Below are 20826 nucleotides of genomic sequence, written 5' to 3'. Positions count from 1 at the left end.
AGTCCCTGCACATGAAAAAGACAGTCCTGCTGACCTCTTCGCTCATGCTGAACCTCGCCCTGTCCGGCCAGTGCGCCCTGGCCGCGGTCAGTGCCGAGCAGACCCGCCAGCTCGGCGGCGTGCTCACTCCGCTGGGTGCCGAAATGGCTGGCAATGCCGCCGGCACCATCCCCGCCTGGACCGGCGGCCTTGCCAAGGACGCCGGCCGCCGGGATGCCGCCGGTTTCCTCAGCAACCCCTTCGCGGGCGAGCAGCCGCTGTTCGTCATCACGGCGCAGAACCTGGCGCAGTACCAGGACAACCTGACGCCCGGCCAACTGGCCATGTTCAAGCGCTACGCCGCGACCTACGAGCTGCCCGTCTACTCCAGCCATCGAAGCGCCAACGCGCCGGACTTCGTCTACGAGGCCGCCAGGCAGAACGCGACCAGGACCTCCATGGTCGAGGGCGGGAACGGCTTGTCCGAGTTCGCCGTGGCGGTGCCTTTCCCGATCCCGCAGAACGGCCTGGAAGTGGTGTGGAATCACATCACCCGCTACCGCGGCGGCAGCGTCAAGCGCAGCCATGTGCAGGCCGCGCCGCTGGCCAACGGGACCTTCGTGCCGGTGCACTTCAAGGATCAGTTCACCTTTCGCGATCGGCTCGCCGATTTCGATCCGGCCAATCCCGGCAACGTCCTGTTCTACTACAAGCAATTGGTGACCGCCCCGACGCGCCTGGCCGGTGACGTGCTGCTGGTGCACGAGACCCTCGATCAGGTCAAGGAACCGCGCCTGGCCTGGCTGTACAACGCTGGGCAGCGCCGTGTGCGCCGAGCGCCGCAGGTCTCCTATGACGGTCCCTATCCAGCTGCTGACGGCCAGCGTGTCGCCGACAACCAGGACATGTTCAACGGCGCACCGGATCGCTACGACTGGAAACTGGTCGGCAAGCGCGAAATCTACATCCCCTACAACAGCTACCGGCTCGACGGGGCTGACCTCAAGTACAGCGACATCATCAAGCCCGGGCATATCAATCCCGAGCTGACCCGCTACGAGCTGCATCGCGTCTGGCAGGTCGAGGCGACCCTCAAGCCAGGCGAGCGGCATATCTACGCCAAGCGGGTCTTCTTCGTCGACGAGGACAGCTGGCAGATTGCGCTGGCCGATCATTACGACGCGCGTGGCGCCCTCTGGCGCGTCGCCGAAGGCCACCTCTCACCGATGTACGACCTGCAGATCCCCTGGCTCGGCACTGAGGCGCTGTATGACCTGATCAACGGCCGATACATCGTGTCCGGCATGCACAACGAGGAGAAGGAACCGCTGCAGTTCGGATTCACCTCCAGCGCCGCCGAGTACACCGCCGCCGCACTGCGAAGCTCGGGCATTCGCTGACGACTACTCCATAGTGGGCCACAAGCCCGCTCCTTTTTGCCGCCCTTCGGGGCGGTTTTTTTTGGTTCTTCGCGGAATGTCGGGGGGAGAGGTCTGCTCACGCTGGAGTGGCAATGTTGCGTGAGCGCCCTTGTCTGAAACCAAGCCTGCGGATGTTGCCCTCGCGCCCGCCCCCGCTCTGCGCCCCAGCCGGATCGCTTCGCGCTCAGTCGTTCATCGGCACCGGAAGCGATGATTCCGAAAGCGTGCCTCTTTACCCCTGAAGAGGAGAGGGTTGACTCGCGCCGGCGAGTCCACGCAGTCCTGGATTCCTGTACGGACCTGAAATGACGCAATGAAGGTGACGCCGCGCGAACTGCCCCGTCAGGGCGGGCGAGCGGCATGGACCGTCCCTCGCGCCGTACTCCCGGAGCGACGATGCTGGGCGGGGACGCCGAATTCGGAGGCAGGGGCAAGCCTTTTGGTTCCTTTTTGGAGGGCGGGGGCCATCCGTCGATTGAGAAAGGGACTCGCCCGGGTAGGCGAAACAGAAACCCGCAGGCCACGCGCGAATGAGCCAAGCGCCAATGCCTTATGCCGGACTGCCGATCCGTTGCCGAGCTCCGGAGCAGGGCTAATTTCGTCTGATGAATATTAAAGATAACGTGTGTTGTGTTAAATTTACCCGGGATTACCGTTCAGCAAAACAACACAGGCTTCAGAGGTTCGTGCCATGAAAGGCTCTATCGATTTTCAGCGCCGTACGCACAGAACTCCGGGAGTGTGTGTGTCGCTCAGTACTGCTCGTGCTTGAGCAAGGAGACTCGAGATGAAGCTACTCAAGACATTCCTGTTCTGCGGCTATGCCTGCAGCCTGGTCATGGCACTGACGGGGTGTCAGGAGGAAATACAAACGACGGAGGCGCCGCGTCCCGTCCGCACGGTCATCGCGAAGGCTGCCTCCATCGGCGAGGAGGTCGCCCAGACGGGCGAAATCCAGGCGAATGTCGAAACCAACCTCGGCTTCCGCATCGACGGCCGCGTCGCGACCCGTGTCGCGGAGATCGGCATGAGTGTCGTCAAGGGGCAGGTTCTGGCGACTCTCGATCCGAACGACGTTCAGAACGAAGTGCTGACGGCCGAGGCCGAGGTGAAGAGTGCCGAGGCGGCGGAAGGATTGGCGAAGTCGGAGCTCGATCGGCAGCGCACCCTCTTCGCGAAGCAGTTCGTCGCGCGGGCGCGGGTCGAGGAAGCCGAGGCCAACTGGCGCGCCGCCAACGCCAAGCTCAAGGTCGCCAGAACGGGACTGCAAACCGCCCGCAACAAGCTGACCTACACCGAGCTCCGTGCGCCCGACGACGCCATCGTCAGTGCGGTCCTGGTCAACGCCGGGCAAGTCGTCGAAGCCGGCCAGCCGGCGATCAAGCTGTCTTCCACCCATGAACGCGATGCCGTCTTCAACGTGTCCGAGCGGATCTACACTAGCGTGCCCTCCGACGTGCAAGTCGAAGTTGCGCTCCTCTCCGATCCCTCAGTCAAGGTGATCGGCCGGGTCCGCGATGCGAGCCCGACTGCGGACCCGGCGACCCGCACCTATCGCGTCCGTATCGCGCTGCCCGACGCCCCCGTTACCATGGCGCTGGGCACCACGGTAACGGGACGCCTGATCCTGCCCGGCAAGTCGCTCATTATCCTGCCGTCCTCGGCCTTGACGAGCGAGGCCGGCGACCCTGCGGTGTTCGTGGTCCAGCCCACCAGCCAGGAGCTTGTCCGAAAACCGGTGGTGGTGGCGCGCTACACGGCGACGCAAGCGCTGGTCGAGTCCGGGCTCAGCGAAGGCGATGCCGTGGTCACCGCGGGTGTGAGCAAACTCAGGCCCGGCCAGAAAGTCACCTACGATGCCGGCGAGGTGGCCAAATGAGTTCGAACAAGGCAGGTCCGGAAGGGCAGGGCGGCTTCAACCTCTCGGCCTGGTCTATCGCGCAGAAGCCGCTGATCTTCTTCCTCATGCTGATCACGCTGCTCGGCGGCGCGATGAGTTATTCGAAACTGAGTCGCAACGAAGACCCGGCCTTCACCATCAAGACCATGGTGGTGGCCGCTCGCTGGCCCGGCGCGAACATCGATGACACGACGAAGCTGCTGACCGATCGTCTGGAGAAGAAGCTCGAGGAGATCCCGTGGCTCGACCGGCTCGACAGCTACACGCGCCCAGGCGAGACGGTGATCATGGTGAACCTGCGCGACGATGCGCCGGCAGACATCGTCCCCGATGCCTGGTACCAGGTGCGCAAGAAGATGGCCGATATCGCCGCGACCCTCCCCAGCGGGGTCCAGGGTCCGTTCTTCGACGACGAGTTCGGCGACACCTATGGCCAGATCTACGGGTTCACGGCCGAGGGATTCTCGGATCGGGAGTTGCGCGACTACCTCGAGGGCGTGCGTGCGGAATTGCTGCGCATCCCGAGCATCGGCAAGGTGCAGCTCCTGGGCGTGCAGGAGGAACAGATCGCCGTCGAATTCTCCCCCAGTCTGCTGGCCGCCTTCGGCCTGGACGAGCAGGCGGTGCTGAGGGCCCTGAGCGCTCAGAACGCTGTCAGCCCCGCCGGAACGGTGCGCCTGGCGGACGACAAGATCGCCCTGCGCGTGAGCGGCAGCTTCGTCTCCGAGGAGAGTCTGCGGACCATGACGCTGCGGGCGAACGACCGGTTCGTGCCGCTGACTGAGCTGGCCACTATCCGGCGTATCCCGGCCGATCCGCCGTCGCCGCAGTTCCGCGTCAACGGCGAGAAGGCGCTCGGCGTCGCCATCTCCATGGCCTCCGGCGGCAACCTGCTCGAATTCGGGCAAGCGGTGCGAGACCGCATGGACGAGGTAAGCCTAGCGTTACCCCACGGCATCGAGATGCGCCAGGTCGCCGACCAATCGACCGTCGTCAAGCAGGCCGTGAGCGGTTTCCTGAAGGTGCTGGCCGAAGCGATCGCGATCGTGCTCGCCGTCTCGTTCCTCTCGCTCGGCGTCCGCGCCGGCCTCGTCGTCAGCATCTCGATCCCGTTTGTCCTGGCACTGACTTTCATCGGCATGGAGCTCACCGGCATTGGCCTGCAGCGCATCTCGCTCGGTGCGTTGATCATCGCCCTTGGTCTGCTCGTCGACGACGCGATGATCACTGTCGAGGCGATGATTGGAAAGCTGGAGGAGGGCTGGAGCCTCAAGCGAGCGGCGAGCTTCGCCTACGACTCGACTGCCTTTCCGATGCTGACGGGCACGCTGGTGATGATTGCCGGCTTCATCCCGGTCGGATTCGCCGCTTCGAGCGCAGGTGAATACTGCTATTCGATGTTTATGGTGGTATTGATCTCGCTGTCCGCATCCTGGGTGGTCGCAGTCCTTTTCTCGCCCTTGCTCGGCACCTTGCTCCTGCCGAAATCCTTACCGAATCATGGCCATGGCAACGGCCGGATCATGGGGATCTACCAGCGTGCCTTGTCCTGGGCCCTGGGGCATCGCGCGATCACGCTCGCCGCGGCTGGCGTGGCCTTCGCGCTGTCGCTTGTCGCCTCGGGCCAGCTCGAACAGCAGTTCTTCCCGCCCTCCGACCGGCCGGAGCTCCTGGTCAGCCTGACGCTGCCGCAGAACGCGTCGCTGGAGGCGACGGAGCGGGAGGCGTTGAAGCTCGAGAAGCTGCTCAAGGAAGACCCCGGTGTCGATCTGTTCTCGACCTATGTAGGTTCCGGTGCGATCCGCTTCTACCTCCCTATGGAGGTGCTGCTGCAGAACGACAATGTGACCCAGGCGGTGGTGGTGACCAAGGGCATCGAGGAGCGTGACGCACTGCAGGCCAAGCTCGCCGGGCTGTTCAAGACGGAATTCCCGGGGCTCATCGCTCGGGCGACACCACTCGAGCTCGGCCCGCCGGTTGGCTGGCCCCTTAAGTACCGCGTCACGGGGCCCGACCAGAGCAAGGTGCGCGACCTGGCCGGACAGCTCGCCAACCTGCTCTCGACCAACACGGATACCCGCGAGGTGCATCTGCTGTCGGGCGAGCCGCAACGGAGCGTCATCGTCGCCATCGACCAGACGCAGGCACGGGCGCTGGGGCTTTCCTCCGAGGAGATCGCCAGTGCCATGGCGTCGATCTTCTCTGGCACGACCGTGACCACCGTGCGCGACCAGGATCGTCTCGTTGACGTGGTCGTCCGCGCGCAAATCGGTGAGCGCACGAACCTCGCGACCCTGGCCAACCTGCAGATCCGCTCGGCCCAGGGACTTGCCGTCCCGCTGTCGCAGATTGCCAGGCTCAGCTACGGCGTCGAGGATCCGATCATCTGGCGGAGGCAGCGTCTCCCGCTGGTCACCGTCCAGGGCGACGTTCGTGAGGGCGTCGAGGCGGCGACCGTCGTACAGGCGCTCGCGCCCGCCGTCGCGCAATTCGCCGCCGGGCTGCCCAAGGGCTACAAGGTCGAAACCGGTGGCGCCGTCGAGGAAGCCGCGAAGGGGAGCGCCTCGCTGGCCGCCGTATTGCCGGTGACCGCTCTCGTGATGTGCGTGCTGCTGATGCTGCAGCTGCGCAGTTTCTCGCGGATGTTTCTCGCCCTGGCGATGGCACCGTTCGGCCTGATCGGAGTGGTCCTGGCCATGCTGCCGACCGGAACGCCCATGGGCTTCGTGGCGCAGCTCGGCGTCATCGCCTTGGTCGGCATGATCGTCCGCAACGCCGTCATCCTCATCGAGGAAGTGGACATCAATGTCGGCGCGGGCCGGTCGCCACGCGAGGCCATCGTGCACGCCGCGACGCACCGGGCACGCCCCATCGTGCTAACGGCCTGCGCGGCGATCCTCGGCATGATTCCCATCGCGCCTCAGATATTCTGGGGGCCCATGGCCTTCGCGGTGATCGGCGGGCTCGCCATCGCGACGGTGGTGACCCTCACGGTGCTCCCTTGCGCCATTTCCCTCCTGTTGCAATGGGAGACAGGACGGCGCAGTCGGTTAGAGCCCGAGCCCTTGCAACATTCATAATCGGGCATCAACCCGGGCCTGTCGTCCAGAGATGATCGAGAGGTTTATGCCAGGCCCCGAGCCATCAATGCTCCTGGTATCCATCCAGCCGGGGCGGTCGTTCATGAGCGGCCGCTTCCGCGCTTGCCGACATGCTGACGCAGCCATTGCCTGGCGTTTGCGACCCCGATTCATCGAGCACGCGAGCCGGTTCCAGGCCTGCGGGTTGCCCGAGTGACGGTATGAGGGGGTGTTGAAGGCCGTCGGGTTCGCACTCCTGGAAACCGGGCACGCTGGACGTCAATCCTGTCCTTCTGCTCGATGGACCAGTGCCGGGTCTGGCGATCGGCTCCGGAAACAGGGGATGTTGGACCTCGCTGCGCTCGGACTACCCACGAAATCGGGCGCTGGCGCAGGTCGTGGCGGGCGTCCTTGCCCGCCTTGGCTAGCGGATCATCTGGCGTCCGGTTTCGGCTTCAAACCGGCCAGGTAGTGGGCCGTGGCCTTGATTTCGTCGTCCGTGAGCACACCGGCCATGGCATTCATCGCGCGGGTCGGGTCCTGGCGCTGCCCTTGCTTGAAGGCCTTCAGCTGGTCCAGCAGATAGCCCTCACCCTGGCCGGCGATACGCGGACCGAGAGGCCTACCCGAGAGGTTCGCGCCATGGCAGGCGATGCATCCCTTGGCGGCGACCGTCGCCTGGCCGCTCTGCGCCCGGGCGCTGTCCTGTTCGGGCGCTTCGGTTGTGTCCGCCGCCTGGCGGGAGAAATAGTCGGCTAGAGACTTGATCTGGGCATCGCTCAGATTCGCGGCCAGCGGTCCCATCTGCGCGCTATGTCGCCGGCCGTCGGCGAAGGCATGCAACTGCGCTTCGATATAGACGGCCGGCTGGCCGGCCAGGGCCGCGTACTGCCCGTCACGGGGCTGTCCCCTGACGCCGTGGCAGAGCGCGCAGGAATCCTGGATCTGCGGCCAGGGCCCTCCGTTGGCCTCGTAGTCGCTGTAGTAGCCATCCAGGGCATCCATGAATCGATAGCCCGCCAGCAACTCCGGACCCACCAGGGTGGCTGCCGCCGCGAGGCCAGCCGTGATCACCGTGGCGCCGATAAGAAAAGGTCGTTTCATTGCGAGGCTCCCAGGCCCTGGACAAGTGATTGGAGCGCTTGGAGGACGGCCAGGCCTCCGGAGCGAAGGGGGCCGAAGATCGAGAAGCGTTGGGCGCTCCAGGGTTCATGGACCAGGTGGGTGGCCAGGGCCGTCAGCGCCGCCGCCGCGATGGCTACCCCCAGTACGGTGGCACGTTTCATCAGGCGCTCCTCCGTGCTTTGGCAAGCGCCTGCAGGGCTTCCAGTGCCGCCCTGTGTCCCGAGCGCACCGCGCCGTCCATTGAGCTGGCCCAGATGTCGGCGGTTTCCGTACCCGACCAGATCAGGCGACCAACCGCGGGTTTCAGGTAATGGCCCCACTTCGTAAGGAAACCGGGGGGGATGGACGCGACGCAGGTCAGGGTCCAGGGGTCGACCTTGCCCCAGTCATAGTCGTGGAACTGCTTGGGATGCAGCGCTTCGTCCCCCAGGGCCTGGGCGAAGATGCCCGAGAGAATGCTCTCCGCTCGCTTGGCGTCATGGGGCAGTTGGGCGGTTCTGACAAAGGTGGCGAGTATGCCGACACGTCCGTCCGGCGGTGAGTTGTCGTAGGAAAGGATCACCGGACCATCGGCCTGGGTGATCTGCCCGTTGAGGCCCTTTTCGCGCCAGAACGGCCGGTCGTAGACATGTACGGTCTTGCGCATCGGCGCATGGGACGGCCAGAGGCGTTGCAACTGTGCGCGCCCCTCGGGCAGCGCGGGTTCGAAGGCGATCTGGTTGCACAGCGCCGGGTGCAACGCGGCGATGACCTGGCGCGCACGGATCAGGCCCCGGTCGGTATGGATTTCGACGACCTCGCGATCCCAGCCGACGATCTTGCGCACGGGGCTGGACAGCCGCACCTTGTCGCCCAGGGCCTCCCGCATCCGGGTGCACAGGACCTGGGAGCCACCGACGAAGCGGGTTTCCTGGGCGCCGCCCTTGAAGCCCTCGAGCTTCTCCATGCTGCTGTCGGCGGAGTTGATCAGCGAGAGATAGTGCAGCAGCGACAGGTTGGAGGGCGGCGTTCCCGTGGTGAGGCCGATGGAGGCGTCGAAGCTCAACCGCCCTTCATTGTCGATGCCCTGCTGGTCCAGCCACTGGCCGACCGACAGCTTGTCGATGGCGGCTGCGTCGGTCGCGGTCCAGGGTTCCCTGCTGGGGACGCGCCGTGCCAGTTCATCGAGCTTCATGACGACCGGGGCGTGGCTGTTCTGGCCGCTGGACAGGTCCTGCTCGTACTTGGCGCCACCCACCAGGTAGACGTTCCTGCCCTGGAAGTAGGTGGGGAAGGTATCGACTTCCAGCTCGCGGGCCAGGTCGAAGATGGCGGTCTGGCCCGGGCCGATCCATTGCCCGCCGGCCTCGGAGATGACACCGTCGCCCAGGTCGTGGTTGTAGGTGCGCCCGCCCACGCGATCCCGGGCCTCCAGTACCACGAAGGACTCGCAGCCAGCGCGCTGCAGATCTCGTGCTGCGGTCAGTCCGGCCAACCCTCCACCGATGATCGCCACGTCAAGGACATCGTCCTGTCGCGCTGAAGCGTCCTGAGCCATGGACCGGCCGGCCAAGGCCACTCCGCCCACTAGCGTCGCGCTTCCAATCGCCTGCAGGAGCAGGCGCCGCTGGCGCGCCGACAGCGACAGCTCATTGTTGTCTGAATCCATCTTCGCCTCGGTCAACTCTGTTGTTTTATTTTGTATAACTGACGTTATGTAAAATAACCCACAACGAGTCATGTGCAAAGAGAAGAATGGCAGGGCCGTCGCAAAAGAGTTGGGTGTCGCGGACGGACAGCCGCCGTGGCGGACACCGGGTCTGCCGCGGCGGAGTTTGGGGGGGGCGGCGTCAGGGCAGGGTGAAGAGCACCTTCACCTTGTCGTTGACGGCGCTTCTGTCGACATAGCCGATGGCGTTCGCTTCTTCGGCGACCAGCGCCACCACTGCGGCGTCATCGGCGACGCTTCGCAGCGGCTGTCCCTTGCCAGTGAACACCAGGCCGGACCAGTAGGACTTGAGCTGTGACTCGTTCTTGCCGGTCACGCTGCCGTAGAACCTCTCCTTGGTCGGGTTCCAGCCTGCCTGGTCGATGCCTTTGAGGCGAGTGTCCTTGCCGAGGAAGATGTTGGCTACATCCGATTGGCTGGGGGCGGCGCTGGTGCCGGCGTTCATCACCACCACCACTTCGGAGTGAGCCTGGGTGGCTGCCAATAGCAGGGCGATGGCCAGCACGGCCTTTGAAAACGGCTGCATGAGGTCACTCCTTAGAACACGAAGTCGAGGCCGACGCTGATGATGTCGCCGTCATAGTTGCGCGGGGGGATGCCGGCCGCACCATTGCTGGCAACGAAGCTGGCGTGATCGAAGGTCTCCTGGGCGCTTTCGACGAAGGTGCCGCGATAGCCGTTGCCCCGGGTGTCCACCCGCTTGTACTCGCCCTTGAGGATGAGGGTCGGCGCCAGGTTGTAGTTCAGGCCATAGGTCCAGGAGCTCTGGCGGCCATTGTCTTCATCCAGTTGTGCGTAGGTGACGTGGAGCAGCACGTCACCTATGCGACGACCGCCCATCAGGTAGAACGCGTCGATGCTCCCTTCCTGGTCCGCCTCGCTGTTGTTGCTGGTCCATTCGTTGGAGGTGATCCAGGTCCCATTGTCGTACTGGTAACCGATAGAGGTGAACTTGGCCTTCTGTCGATCCAGTTGCTTGAAGCCGACGCTGGCCGGCACACCGCTGGGGACGATGACCGAAGTGGTGATGTCGGCGTCGATGTCGGCCTCGGCGTAGCCCACGCGCAAGGCACCGAAGTCGTTGGTTTCCAGAGTGACGTTGGCGGCGAAGACCTTCTTGTAGTCGATATCGTAGAGGTCATCCAGGGTGAACAGGTTGCGGTTGACCGCCTGGCCCCCGGCTACCTGGAACGCCAGGGAACCGATGCCGACCGGCAGACTGTAGAGAAGGTCGCCGCCTTCGTAGTTGCTCAGCTGGACCTGGCTGTAGACCTCGTCGGGCAGTCGGACCCAGGGGTGGGTGAAGCCCACGTCCAGGGTTTCCGAGTACATGTATACCGGCAGGCGCAGCCGGCCCGCGCGCAGGGTCAGGCCATCGGTGGCGGCCCAGGAGAGGTAGGCCCATTCCAGGTTCGCTTTCCAGGTGTCCTGTTCCGCCTTGGCGGTGGCCTGGACGGTCGCGCCCAGCGTGTCGGTCAGTCCGTACTGGAACTGGGCGCCCAGCTTGGAGAGCTGGTCCCCGCGCCAGGAGTCGGTGGTCTGGCCGTTGATACCATAGCCGCGTCCTTCGTCCTCTCCCCCCAGGTAGGTGAGGCCGGCACTGCCGAAACCATTGAATCGATATTCGCCCTGTTCCAGGGCGATGGCCGGGGCGCTCGCGATGAGGCCGGCCAGACCGAGTGTTCTAATGCCTTGCATGCTGTTACTGCTCGTGTGGTTGGGAAATGTCAGATGCGGAACTGGGCGGTGGCACAGCGCAGCTGCTCGCCGGTATCCACCAGTTGTTCGCCCAGGCGCGCGGTGGCGTCGGCCCCCTGGGTCGTGGCTTGGGTGTCCTGCTGCAGGGCTTCGGTGTCCTGCTGGATCGAGCGGGAGAGTCCGATCTGCTCCTGGGTGAACTGGGCGATGCCCGCGTTCAGCTCATCGATCAGGAGAACGGCGCGGGTGATCGCCTCCAGGGTCCGCGTGGCCTGGTCCGAGCTTTCGATGCTGGCCCTGGCCTTCGCGCCATTCAGCGTCATTGCCTGCAGGACGCCATTGGCGCTGCTCTGCAGGCGCTGGATGATGGCCTGGATCTCCGCGGTGGATGCGGCGGTCTTCTGCGCGAGGTTGCGCACCTCGTCGGCCACCACGGCGAAGCCGCGTCCCTGCTCGCCGGCGCGCGCCGCCTCGATGGCGGCATTGAGTGCGAGGAGATTGGTCTGCTCGGCGATGCTGCGGATCACCGTCAGCACGGAACCGACCTGCTGGGTCTCTTCGTCCAGTTTCTGCATCGCCTGCACCGAACCCAGCACGCTGCTGCCGAGGTCGCCGATGCTCGAGGACAGGTTGTCGATGTTCCGTCGCGCCTCGTCCGCCTGGCGGGTGGCGGCGCTGGCCTCTTCGGAGGCTTGCCGCGAGCGCTGCGCCACTTCCTGGATGCTGCCCGCCATGGTGCCGATGTCGCGGCTGATGGAGTCCGTGCGTTCCTGCTGGGAGCGGGCGCTCTCTTCGGCCCCCTGGGTCAGGCGATGCAGCTCCCTGGACATCTGCTCCAGCGGATCGGCCGTTTCGATGATGGCGCGAATGGTGCCCTGCAGCCGGTCCAGCAGGCCGTTGAACAGGTTGATCATCTCGCCGATTTCATCGTCGGACTGGACGTTCACGTGGCGTGTCAGGTCTCCGTCGCCGCTGGCGATGGCCCTGAGCGACGCGATGACACCCCGCACGTTGGTCATGACCTGGCGAATCACCAGCACGGCGCCGAGGCTCACCAGCAGCAACAACATGAGGCTGAGCAGATAGCCGACGCGCGTGGTCGTGGCATTGTCCTTCCGGACTTGGGTGAGGCCGGTCTGGAAGTCCGTGTAGACATCATTGCGGAAGCGGTTTCCCGCCTCCCGGGCCTGGCTGAGGTCGCTGGCCATGCGGTTCAGGTTCGGTCGAACCTCATCGAAGGAGGCATCTACGAGCAACCGTTCGGTTGTCGCAAGCGCGTTCTCGGCATAGCGCTCTATGGCGTTCGTCCAGTCCCGCAGCTCGTCGCTCCGGCCATTTCGCCCATCGGTCAACGACTTCAGCTCCGCCAGTCTGGCCTGCACGTCCACCAGCGTGGTGCGGGCCTCTTCGAGGGTTTCCCGTTCGCCGGCGGCGACGGCTCCATTGAGCAGGTCGGGAACGCGAGCGAACTGGAAGATCACCCGATCCGCGCTCTCCAGCGTCGGATAGCTCAGGGTCTCCAGTTCCAGCAGGCGATTGTCGTTGTCGTTCAGCTGCACGGCGGTGTAACCCACGAACAGCAGCAGGCCCAACAGTGCGACGGTAGGCGGAAGAGAGAGTTTCAGAGTCAGTGGCATGGAGTTGAACATGGGTCTGTCGCTCTTGGTGGAACCTGTGTGTGTCGTGAAAGAACGCGCGGAGTGCCTGGCCGCGGGCGCGGCGGGCCTTGCCGGTTGCCGGTCGCGGAGGCTCCACGGTCGGTACCGGCCCGCTGGCGAGGTGGCAATCTGGGGGCGTGCCGCGCTCTGCGACGCGGCAGGCCAGGGGCGCGTCCGGTGGTCTACATCCGGTCTCGCCCATCCAGCTGTGACCATGCCGTATCGACTGCACGCTTCTGTGAGTCGCTCAGTCGTTCCAGGAAGAACAGGCGTCGGCGTTCCTCCTGGCTCGGAAGGGCGATGTCCGGTAGTAGTCTCCGGTTTCGCTCGCGGGTCAGGTCGAGGCTGGGCGTGAAGTGCGTAGCCCTGGCGTTGCGTGCGGCGTTGCGTGGGTCCAGCAGGTGGTTGATGAAGCGATAGGCCGCGGCCTTGTTGGGGGCATCGCGCGGAATGGCGAGGCTGTCGATGAACATCAATCCGCCTTCCTGGGGAATCATGAATCGGAGTTCGCCATTCTGGTTGGCCAGGGAGGCGATACCGTTCCAGGTGACTGTTGCGCAGATGCGGCCCTGGGCCAACTGTTCCACCAGGTCGGCGAAGCCGGACGAGCCCAGGGGAATACCCAGGTCATGGAGTTCTCGCGTGGCCTTCTCGATACCCCGTGCACTCTGACTACGCAGATTCTTGCCCCGGTAGTTGAGGAAGACCGAGAGCATCTGTTCCGGCTCGTTGTGCAGGACGGCGCCGCAGGATTTCAAGCTGTTGGCGTTGGCGGGGTCGAACAGCAGGCCCCAGCTGTTCGTCACCGGTCCCTGCAATGCCCGGGCAGCGGCCTTTTGATGGACGACCAGTCCGGCGACACCCCACATGTAGGGCACGACGAAGCGTTCCGCGCGGTTCTTCGACGACAGCCTTGCCAGCAGTTCATCGCTCACTTCGGCCCGATTCGGCAGCAGCTGCAGGTCCAGTTCGAGCAGTTGATTCGCCTTGATCATGCGTTCGAGCTGGAAATCGGTGGGGACTATCACGTCGTAACGCTGCCCCGCTGCAAGGTCAGCCTCCAGCTCGGCGGCGGTGGTGAACTGGCTGTAATCGACCCGGATGCCGGTATCCCGCTCGAAGTCGTCGATCACTTCGGGGTCTATGTACTCGGCCCAGTTGTGCACTCTGACGACGTCGCCCGCGGTCACCTGGACCGCGGTGAAAGCCATCCAGAAGCCTGCCAGCAGGCTCGTTCGCAAACGCTTTCCGCGTTTGCCTTGAGACGATGGAGTTACCTTTCTGGACAGCGACAGCGCCATGTTTAGCAGGTCCATCCTAGCCCTCACCACTTGGTTGCGGTTTAATTATTATTTCATGTGTTACGCAAAATACAGGAGTTTCGGGATCGTGCAAGGGAAAAAGCGTCGGATACGCGCAGCCGGCACCAGGCGCGGGGCGTGGCGCGTATTCAGGAGGAGTGAGGGGTTAAGTCAAGGGAAGCTTGGGAGGGAAGGGCGACGGGCCCTGCGGCGGGCCCGGGAGCGAATGGATTACTGCGCGGATGCCTTGCCTCTGGACGGGCGCTTGGTGGGGGCGGGCGGTGAAATCAGGATGATCAATGCATCGAGCAGGGCCTGGCCGCGTTGCGCGCTGAAGCGTTCAGGCTCGATTGGCAACATCATCAGCCAACCGTCGCTGATGGCGCTGACCTGGTCGGCCAGCAGATCGGCCGCGATATCGTCGCGAATCTTGCCCTTGGCCTGGCCTTCTTCCAGCACTGCGGTGAATACCTGGCGGAAGCGTGCGTAACGCTGCTTGATGACGACGGCGAAGGCGGGTTCGTGACGGGCGTGGGTCAGCAGTTGCAACCAGGCCAGCCAATTGTCCGGTTCGTCGGACGTGGTCCAGTCGAGCCATTGCCGGATGAGCGCCCTGATATCAACCTGCTCGCGGTTGGTTTCCAGCAAGGCATCCACCCTGTCGAATAGGTTCTGCGCCACGGCGCTGACCATCTCTTCCTTGTTGGCGAAGTAGTAGGTCACGGCGCCCGTAGTGCAGCCGGCGTGCTGCGCCACCTTGCGCATCGAGGCCCCGGCGTAGCCCTCCTGCGCAATCACCGCGATCGCGGCTGCCAGCAGCTCGGCGCGCTTGGCGTTATGGTCGCCGACAGGCCTGCCCCGACGTGCGACGGGTTCAGACTCGCTGTCACTCGTGCGCTGGGTTTCGGTTCGAGGGCGGGCTTTGGCGTCGGACATGGGGGCTCTGGAAGATCGTCAGGTCAGTTTGAAGTATTGCTGCCCGGCTGCAACGGCGGGTGAGCGCGGCCCAGCATAGGGAAATTATTGGAATAAAGCACTCCAGGAGCGCCGGGGTAGCCGCATGACGCGCGGAACCACCCCGACGATGCTTGCCTTAGTCGTCGGCGCGGAAGATCACCGGCTTGATGTCGGTGAACTTGGCGATATCACCGAGCACTTCCAGCGTCTTCGGCGAGGTAAGGGCGGCATCGATGGCCGGCTGGTCTGCGAAGCGCAGGATCGCCAGCGCGGCCAGGGGCTGCGAGCCTGAGGCCGGGAAAAGCACTTCCGCCGATTGCAGGCCGCACTCGCCCCACGCGGCTTGTGCAAGGGGCAGGTGGGTGGTCACGTAGTAGTTGCGGTCGAAACGGGATTCGGCGGTCAAGGGGTAGCTGACGGTCAGGGTGGCCATGGAAAGTCCTTGTGTGGGTTGTTGTCAGGGATTCAGTGAGAAGTTCAGTCGCTTCCGCAACCGGCAACGGCCACCGCGCGGATCTCCAGGCGCAGCCCGGGCAGGGCCAGCTGCGAGATGCCGACGGCGGTCCAGGATGGGTAGCGATCGGGGAAGTACTGATCCTTGACCTGTGCAAAGGCCTGCATGTCGCCCTGCAATTCGGTGTGGAAGGTCATCAGTTCGACCACGTCGGCCAGTGTCGAGCCGGCCGCTTCGAGCACATTCTTCAGGCCCTGGAAGGCAAGATGCGCCTGCTCTTCGACATCCTTGCCCGGCGTCATGGTGGCGTCGATTCCGACCTGGCCGGATACCCAGATCATGTCGCCCACGCGGGTGGCCTGGGAGAAGTGGAAGTTGTCGTAGAACACCTGGGTCGGTGGCGGATTGATGGACTGTCGCTTCAGGTTCTGGGCATTCATCGGCGGCGCTCCTGTCAAATGAGCTGGCGGAAGGTCGGGTGGCGGAAGGGTTCTCCAGCGTTCAGGGTCGACAACTGCTCGGTGAACAGGATGCCTTGCGTCGGGTAACCCGATTCACTGTGCTCCGGCAGCGGGTTGAAGGTGGCGTCGTCGCCGAAGAATCGGAAGACAAAGGTATGGCGGTCCGGGAAGTCGGTGTCCACCGGCGCGCCACCATGGAGCGAACCGGGATGGAGCACCACCACGTCCCCCGGCTCGGTGGCCCAGGAGAGGATCTCATAGGCGTCGGGGTTCAGACTGCGCTCGGCTTCGACATCGGGCAGTCGGGGCAGTGCGCCGCCGCCATGCAGGGGCTGGGTCGGATCGTTGGGGTCGATGAAGGTGGTGCCGTCGTAGCGCGGGCCGCGATGGGAGCCGCGGACGATCTCCAGGGCGTTCTTCCTGGGGACCGACTCGAAGCTGATCCAGGCGTTGCCCCAATGGTTTCCGGCCCAGGGCAGGTAGGAGGTGTCCTGATGCCAGAGGGTTCGGGAGCCATGCCCGCCGGCTTTTAGGAACACCTCCTCGGCGAAGTACCAGACATTCTCCGAACCCCAGAGATCTGCGAACAACTGGCCGAATGGCAAGGAGGCCACCAGTTCCTCCAACCGTTCCTTGGCCAGCGGATTGGCGTTGTCGACATGAGACTGCTGTTCGGTTCCATTGAACATCCGGGTCGCGTGAGGACCGTGGTTTTCCAAGGCCCAGTCGAAGGCCGTCCGGCAACGGGCCAATTGCTCCTGGTTCAGCAGACCCTTGATCAGAACCGCCCCGTCTTCCTGAAACGCCGTGCGTAGTGCGTCGTTCATGGTGCTGTCTCCTCTGAGGTTTTCTCTCGGATGGAGGGCAGACTAGCAGCGCATAAAAATTAACGCAACGTATGTTATGTTAATGCAGGCGCAGCCGCACCACATTAGGAAAACAGGGTGGCGACCTAGGTTTGTTCATCGTGGATAACCGTTGGTCAGGCTATCTCTCCCGCTCGCGTCTGGTCCGATTGCAACGGCTTACTCTCTGCCGAAGTTACCCGGTCGACAAATCTGGCCAGTTGCTCGGCCGGTTCGCTCTCTCGCCGTACCAAATAGGTGGTCAGCATTGCAGGGCAGCCAGCGAGAGGACGGGCCACGACATCGGGGTTATTGAGCTCGGTGATTCGCGCGAGGCTGGAGAAACCCAGCCCATAGCCAGCCGCCACCAGCGCCATCATGAGATCCAGCGTCGGTACGCGGTCGGCGATGGTCAGCCGCGTATCCACGGTGCCCAACACTTGCTGCAGCTGTTGCCAGAAACCTTCACAGACTTGCGGATCGCAAAGCACCAGGGGATAGCGGACCACCTCGTCGAGTGGCACGTGGCGATAGGTCAATAGGGGATGGCGGGCGGGTACCGCCACCACCAGCGGGTCGAACCAGACCGGCTCGGCCACCAGACCCTCACCAACCTCCGCCGACTGGGCCAAGCCGATATCGAACAGGTCGTCGTTGAGCCCTCTGACCTGCTCGGTAAAGGTGACCTCCGACAGGCAGATCTCCACCTCGGGCTCTTCCTCGCGACACTGGGCGAGGAGGGCGGCCAAGCGTGACTGCGGGATACCATCGGATAACGCAACGCGAACGCGCCCGCGGTATCCCGCCGCGGCGCTCTTGACGCTGGCCTTGGCCTGGTCGACGACTGCCAGCACGCGGCGGGCTTCTTCCAGCAGCACCTTGCCGGCCCAGGTCAGGCGCGTGCGACGCGTCGTGCGCTCAAACAGCTGTACGCCCAGGCGGTACTCCAGTTCCTTAATGATTCTGGAGAGGGGCGACTGCTCGATGTGCAGTCGCGCGGCCGCACGCGCGAAGTGCAGTTCCTCTGCGACGGCGATGAAACAGCGAAGTTGGCGCAGTTCCACGGCTCTTCCTTCCTTGGGTGATTCAGTTGTAGGGCTCGGCCTGCACGTCGCCGGTCCAGTTCCGCGAGCGGCGCAGGTTGACGATTTGCAGCAAGGCGCCCAGGGCGGCCACGCCGCCCGCGCAGGCGGCCAGGGTCCAGGTGGGCATCTGCAACAGCAACACGAAGCCCCCAGCTGCGGCGCCAATGGCACTGCCCAAGTAGAGCGCCGACTCGTTCAACGCGATGGCCAGGTTGCCGTCGCCCTGGGCCTGGCGCGCCAGGATCAGTTCGTTATTCTGCGGCACCTGCAAGGCCCAGCCGACAGCGCCCCACAGGACGATGGGCAGCATCACCAACCAGGGGTTGAGGGCGGCCGCAACCGGCAGCACAAGCAGCGAAGCGGCAAGGATCACCATGATGGCGAGGGTCAGGACCGGTCCTTTGATGCGGTCCACCATCGGACCGACCAGGAAGCTGCCCAGCACGCCGCCGATGCCCCAGACCCACAGGTAGGGCGTGACCGAGCGCACCGCGCCATAGGCCGGATCAGCCATCAGCGGGGCGATGAAGGTGTACATGCCGAGGCTGGCGATGGCTGCCAGCAGGGACACTAGCAGGATGACCAGTACATGACCGTCGCGGAGAATTGCCAGCTTCTGGCCCAGGGTACTGGCGGTGGCAGCTGGCAGTGCGGGGAGCTTCAGCAGCAGGCCGAAGAAAGCCACCAGGCCGAGCAGGGCGACCAGCCACAGGGCGGCCTGCCAGCCCATCTGCTCGGCAATCAGCAGGCTGAGCGGCACGCCCAGCACCACGCCGCTGGCCATGCCGCCCATGATGATGGCGATGGCCTTGCCGCGGCGTTCCGGCGTGGACACCGCGGCGGAAGCTCCAATGCCCATGGCCAGGTAGACGCCGGCGCCGATGCCGGCAATGGCACGCCAGACCATCAACGTAGTGAAGTTCTCGGCGAGTGCGCTGGCGGCGTTGGCGATGACGAACAGGCCCAGGGCCAGCAGCAGGCCGGTGCGTTGGCGATGTGCCGGGGTCAGGGCCACGAAGAGCGGCGAGCCCAGGCCGTAGGCCAGGGTGAAGGCGGTCACCAACTGGGCGGCCACTGCTACGGATACCGCGAATGAGGCCTCGATCATCGGGATCAGCCCGGCGGTGACATAAGAGGCCATGCCGAGGGCAAAGGCCCCCAACGCTATGAGGTAGATGGGGGATTGGTTGGGTGTGTGCATGCTAAGGCTCGCTTGCGCTCCAGCGGAGTGCGTTGAGGGAACGACAAATGGATGCGGCCCCGAGCCGGGGCCGCATCCGGTTGGGGACTAGAGTTCGAGGCTGACGTCGTACTCGTTCAGCCAGGTGTTGAGGCCGACCGCCAACTCCATGCCCATGCGTTCGTACATGGGCGAGACACTGCCAAGCGGTTTGGCCAGGGTTTGCTGGATACGGCCGCTGTCGAGCAGTGGCGTCACCGGCGCGTTGCGATCCGCCCGGATGGCGGCCAGGGCGTCACGCAGCGCCTGCTCGTAGGCCGGATCCTGGGTCGAGGGGTAGGGGCTCTTGACTCGTTCGCTGATCGACGCCGGCAGCAAGTCGCGGGTTGCCGCGCGCAGGATGCTTTTCTCCCGCCCGTCGAAGGCCTTCATCGCCCAGGGGATGTTGAAGGCGTAATCCACCAAGCGGTGGTCGCAGAACGGCACCCGAACCTCGAGGCCGACGGCCATGCTCATGCGGTCCTTGCGATCCAGCAGGGTCTGCACGAAGCGTGTCAGGTTGACGTAGCTCATCTGGCGCATGCGCTGGTCAACCGCGCTTTCGCCTGGCAGTACAGGTGCCTCGGCGATGGCCTGGCTGTAGCTGTCGCGCAGGAAACTCTGCATGTCCAACTGGGCCAACAGGCCTGGGTCGAACAGGGTCTTGCCGTCGAAGTACTTGCCGGTGACCGAAGTCAGCCAGGGGAAGGTGTCGGCCTGGATTGCCTCTAGATCGTGGAACCAGCGGTAGCCGCCAAACACCTCATCTGCGCTCTCCCCGGAGAGCGCCACGGTCGAGTGTTTGCGCACCTCCTGAAATAGGCGGTAGAGCGACGGCCACATGTCGCCCCAGAAGGCTGGCGGCAGGTCGAGGGCGCGAACGATTTGCGCACGCAGTACCGGATCGGCCAGCTCGCGGCTATCGAGGATGATTTCCTGATGGCTGGAGCAGATCTTCTCCACCAGGTCGCGGACGAAGGGTGCATCCGGCGTGCCGCGCACGGCATCACCGGTGAAACCACTGCCGTGGTCGACGAAGTCGACGGAGAAGGAGCAGATGTTCTCCTTGCCGGCTGCCAGCAGCTTCTTCGACGCTAGGGCGGTGATGATTGAGGAGTCGAGGCCACCGGATAGCAGGCTGCACAGCGGCACGTCGGCGACGATCTGGCGGTCGACGATGTCCTCCAGCAGATCACGGGTATGGCGGATGGTCTCGTCCAGCGAGTGGGTGTGCTCACGGGCCTCCAGCTTCCAGTAGTGGCGTCGGCCCAGACCCTGGCGGTTGATGCGCACGATCTCGCCCGGCATCACCTCGCGCATGCCGTCGAACACGGCGTGGCCTGGTGTCTTGACCATTTCCAGGATCTCGCGCAGGCCATCGGCGCGTACCTTGCGTGGTACCAGGGGATTGGCCAGCAGCGCCTTGGGCTCCGAGCCAAAAATCACACCGTCGGCGGTGGGGAAGTAGTAGAGCGGCTTGACACCCATGCGGTCGCGGATCAGCAGCAATTCCTGCGAGCGCAGGTCCCAGAGGGCGAAGGCATACATGCCATTGAGTCGCTCGACGAAGGCCTCGCCCCATTCCACATAGGCGCGCAGCACCACCTCAGTGTCGCTGCGGGTCTCGAACTGGTGCCCGTGCCGTTGCAACTCGGTACGCAGCTCGCGGAAGTTGTAAACCTCGCCGCTGTAGGTAATGGCGGCGACCTCACGCAGGCCACCATGCATGGCCGTCATCGGTTGGCGACCGCCTTCCAGGTCGATGATCGACAGTCGGCGATGGCCCAGGCCGACCGGTCCGTCGATCCACAGCCCACCAGCATCCGGCCCACGCAGGGCCATGGTGTCGGTCATGCGTTGCAGGGTGTCGCGTTGTGCTTCCATGTTCTGGCTGTAGGACAGCCATCCAGCGATTCCACACATAGTCTCTCTCCT

17 protein-coding genes are annotated in these 20826 nt (G+C 64.5%); 3 read left to right on the top strand and 14 right to left on the bottom strand.

Annotated features, from left to right (window positions below; all coding sequences use genetic code 11):
* The first annotated feature begins 11 nt into the window (after positions 1-11).
* The 3 genes from THL1_RS17145 (at position 12) to THL1_RS17135 (ending at position 6380) form a co-directional block, all read left to right on the top strand.
* Positions 12-1379: a DUF1329 domain-containing protein gene (locus tag THL1_RS17145; protein WP_069084357.1), complete on the top strand. Its 1368-nt coding sequence runs from the start codon at positions 12-14 to the stop codon at positions 1377-1379.
* 808 nt (positions 1380-2187) lie between these two features.
* Positions 2188-3279, top strand: a complete 1092-nt coding sequence (locus THL1_RS17140) for an efflux RND transporter periplasmic adaptor subunit (protein WP_069084356.1) — start codon at positions 2188-2190, stop codon at positions 3277-3279.
* Positions 3276-6380 carry an efflux RND transporter permease subunit gene (locus tag THL1_RS17135; RefSeq protein WP_069084355.1) on the top strand — a complete coding sequence of 1035 codons (3105 nt, stop codon included), beginning with the start codon at positions 3276-3278 and terminating at the stop codon, positions 6378-6380. Before THL1_RS17140 ends, THL1_RS17135 begins: the two co-directional genes overlap by 4 nt.
* Positions 6381-6812: 432 nt before the next feature.
* Here THL1_RS17135 and THL1_RS17130 read toward each other — a convergent pair whose 3' ends face one another.
* The 14 genes from THL1_RS17130 to asnB form a co-directional block, all read right to left on the bottom strand.
* The gene (locus THL1_RS17130; protein WP_069084354.1) at positions 6813-7484 is read right to left on the bottom strand and encodes a c-type cytochrome; all 672 of its coding nucleotides are present in this window, start codon (positions 7482-7484) and stop codon (positions 6813-6815) included.
* Positions 7481-7666, bottom strand: a complete 186-nt coding sequence (locus THL1_RS17125; protein WP_069084353.1) for a hypothetical protein — start codon at positions 7664-7666, stop codon at positions 7481-7483. The genes THL1_RS17130 and THL1_RS17125 overlap by 4 nt, the downstream gene beginning before the upstream one ends.
* Positions 7666-9153 carry a flavin monoamine oxidase family protein gene (locus tag THL1_RS17120; protein WP_069084352.1) on the bottom strand — a complete coding sequence of 496 codons (1488 nt, stop codon included), beginning with the start codon at positions 9151-9153 and terminating at the stop codon, positions 7666-7668. The genes THL1_RS17125 and THL1_RS17120 overlap by 1 nt, the downstream gene beginning before the upstream one ends.
* 181 nt (positions 9154-9334) lie before the next feature.
* Positions 9335-9739 (bottom strand): phosphate ABC transporter substrate-binding protein, encoded by a 405-nt coding sequence (locus tag THL1_RS17115; RefSeq protein WP_069084351.1) that lies wholly within the window; start codon positions 9737-9739, stop codon positions 9335-9337.
* Between the two features lie 11 nt (positions 9740-9750).
* Positions 9751-10911, bottom strand: coding sequence for a porin (locus THL1_RS17110; protein WP_083245925.1), 1161 nt, complete (start codon positions 10909-10911; stop codon positions 9751-9753).
* 29 nt (positions 10912-10940) lie between these two features.
* On the bottom strand, positions 10941-12560 hold the full coding sequence (locus tag THL1_RS17105; RefSeq protein ID WP_069084350.1) for a methyl-accepting chemotaxis protein: 1620 nt from the start codon (positions 12558-12560) through the stop codon (positions 10941-10943).
* A gap of 191 nt (positions 12561-12751) precedes the next feature.
* On the bottom strand, positions 12752-13810 hold the full coding sequence (locus THL1_RS17100) for an extracellular solute-binding protein (protein WP_161490979.1): 1059 nt from the start codon (positions 13808-13810) through the stop codon (positions 12752-12754).
* Positions 13811-14101: 291 nt separating this feature from the next.
* Positions 14102-14806: a TetR/AcrR family transcriptional regulator gene (locus tag THL1_RS17095; RefSeq protein ID WP_069084349.1), complete on the bottom strand. Its 705-nt coding sequence runs from the start codon at positions 14804-14806 to the stop codon at positions 14102-14104.
* A 157-nt stretch (positions 14807-14963) separates the two neighbouring features.
* Entirely contained in the window at positions 14964-15260 is a 297-nt protein-coding gene (locus THL1_RS17090) for an EthD family reductase (protein WP_069084348.1), read from the bottom strand.
* Positions 15261-15304: 44 nt separating this feature from the next.
* Positions 15305-15721, bottom strand: coding sequence for a RidA family protein (locus tag THL1_RS17085; RefSeq protein WP_028628319.1), 417 nt, complete (start codon positions 15719-15721; stop codon positions 15305-15307).
* Between the two features lie 14 nt (positions 15722-15735).
* Positions 15736-16569: a phytanoyl-CoA dioxygenase family protein gene (locus THL1_RS17080; protein WP_069084347.1), complete on the bottom strand. Its 834-nt coding sequence runs from the start codon at positions 16567-16569 to the stop codon at positions 15736-15738.
* A gap of 155 nt (positions 16570-16724) precedes the next feature.
* Positions 16725-17651: a LysR family transcriptional regulator gene (locus THL1_RS17075; protein WP_069084346.1), complete on the bottom strand. Its 927-nt coding sequence runs from the start codon at positions 17649-17651 to the stop codon at positions 16725-16727.
* A 22-nt stretch (positions 17652-17673) separates the two neighbouring features.
* A complete protein-coding gene (locus THL1_RS17070; RefSeq protein ID WP_083245923.1) occupies positions 17674-18873 on the bottom strand; it encodes an MFS transporter in 1200 nt (399 codons plus the stop codon).
* Between the two features lie 87 nt (positions 18874-18960).
* On the bottom strand, positions 18961-20814 hold the full coding sequence (gene asnB, locus THL1_RS17065) for an asparagine synthase (glutamine-hydrolyzing) (protein ID WP_069084345.1): 1854 nt from the start codon (positions 20812-20814) through the stop codon (positions 18961-18963).
* Between the last annotated feature and the right edge of the window lie 12 nt (positions 20815-20826).

This window comes from Pseudomonas sp. TCU-HL1 (genome assembly GCF_001708505.1).
Taxonomy (GTDB): domain Bacteria; phylum Pseudomonadota; class Gammaproteobacteria; order Pseudomonadales; family Pseudomonadaceae; genus Metapseudomonas.
Note: the sequence above shows the minus strand (reverse complement) of the source record. Positions and strands in the feature narration are given on the sequence as shown.

What these genes read in the sequence shown, in the direction of transcription:
- THL1_RS17145 (WP_069084357.1), top strand. Translation starts at nt 12, where the DNA reads ATGAAAAAGACAGTCCTGCTGACCTCTTCGCTCATGCTGAACCTCGCC.
- THL1_RS17140 (WP_069084356.1), top strand. Translation starts at nt 2,188, where the DNA reads ATGAAGCTACTCAAGACATTCCTGTTCTGCGGCTATGCCTGCAGCCTG.
- THL1_RS17135 (WP_069084355.1), top strand. Translation starts at nt 3,276, where the DNA reads ATGAGTTCGAACAAGGCAGGTCCGGAAGGGCAGGGCGGCTTCAACCTC.
- THL1_RS17130 (WP_069084354.1), bottom strand. Translation starts at nt 7,484, where the DNA reads ATGAAACGACCTTTTCTTATCGGCGCCACGGTGATCACGGCTGGCCTC.
- THL1_RS17125 (WP_069084353.1), bottom strand. Translation starts at nt 7,666, where the DNA reads ATGAAACGTGCCACCGTACTGGGGGTAGCCATCGCGGCGGCGGCGCTG.
- THL1_RS17120 (WP_069084352.1), bottom strand. Translation starts at nt 9,153, where the DNA reads ATGGATTCAGACAACAATGAGCTGTCGCTGTCGGCGCGCCAGCGGCGC.
- THL1_RS17115 (WP_069084351.1), bottom strand. Translation starts at nt 9,739, where the DNA reads ATGCAGCCGTTTTCAAAGGCCGTGCTGGCCATCGCCCTGCTATTGGCA.
- THL1_RS17110 (WP_083245925.1), bottom strand. Translation starts at nt 10,911, where the DNA reads ATGCAAGGCATTAGAACACTCGGTCTGGCCGGCCTCATCGCGAGCGCC.
- THL1_RS17105 (WP_069084350.1), bottom strand. Translation starts at nt 12,560, where the DNA reads ATGTTCAACTCCATGCCACTGACTCTGAAACTCTCTCTTCCGCCTACC.
- THL1_RS17095 (WP_069084349.1), bottom strand. Translation starts at nt 14,806, where the DNA reads ATGTCCGACGCCAAAGCCCGCCCTCGAACCGAAACCCAGCGCACGAGT.
- THL1_RS17090 (WP_069084348.1), bottom strand. Translation starts at nt 15,260, where the DNA reads ATGGCCACCCTGACCGTCAGCTACCCCTTGACCGCCGAATCCCGTTTC.
- THL1_RS17085 (WP_028628319.1), bottom strand. Translation starts at nt 15,721, where the DNA reads ATGAATGCCCAGAACCTGAAGCGACAGTCCATCAATCCGCCACCGACC.
- THL1_RS17080 (WP_069084347.1), bottom strand. Translation starts at nt 16,569, where the DNA reads ATGAACGACGCACTACGCACGGCGTTTCAGGAAGACGGGGCGGTTCTG.
- THL1_RS17070 (WP_083245923.1), bottom strand. Translation starts at nt 18,873, where the DNA reads ATGCACACACCCAACCAATCCCCCATCTACCTCATAGCGTTGGGGGCC.
- asnB (WP_069084345.1), bottom strand. Translation starts at nt 20,814, where the DNA reads ATGTGTGGAATCGCTGGATGGCTGTCCTACAGCCAGAACATGGAAGCA.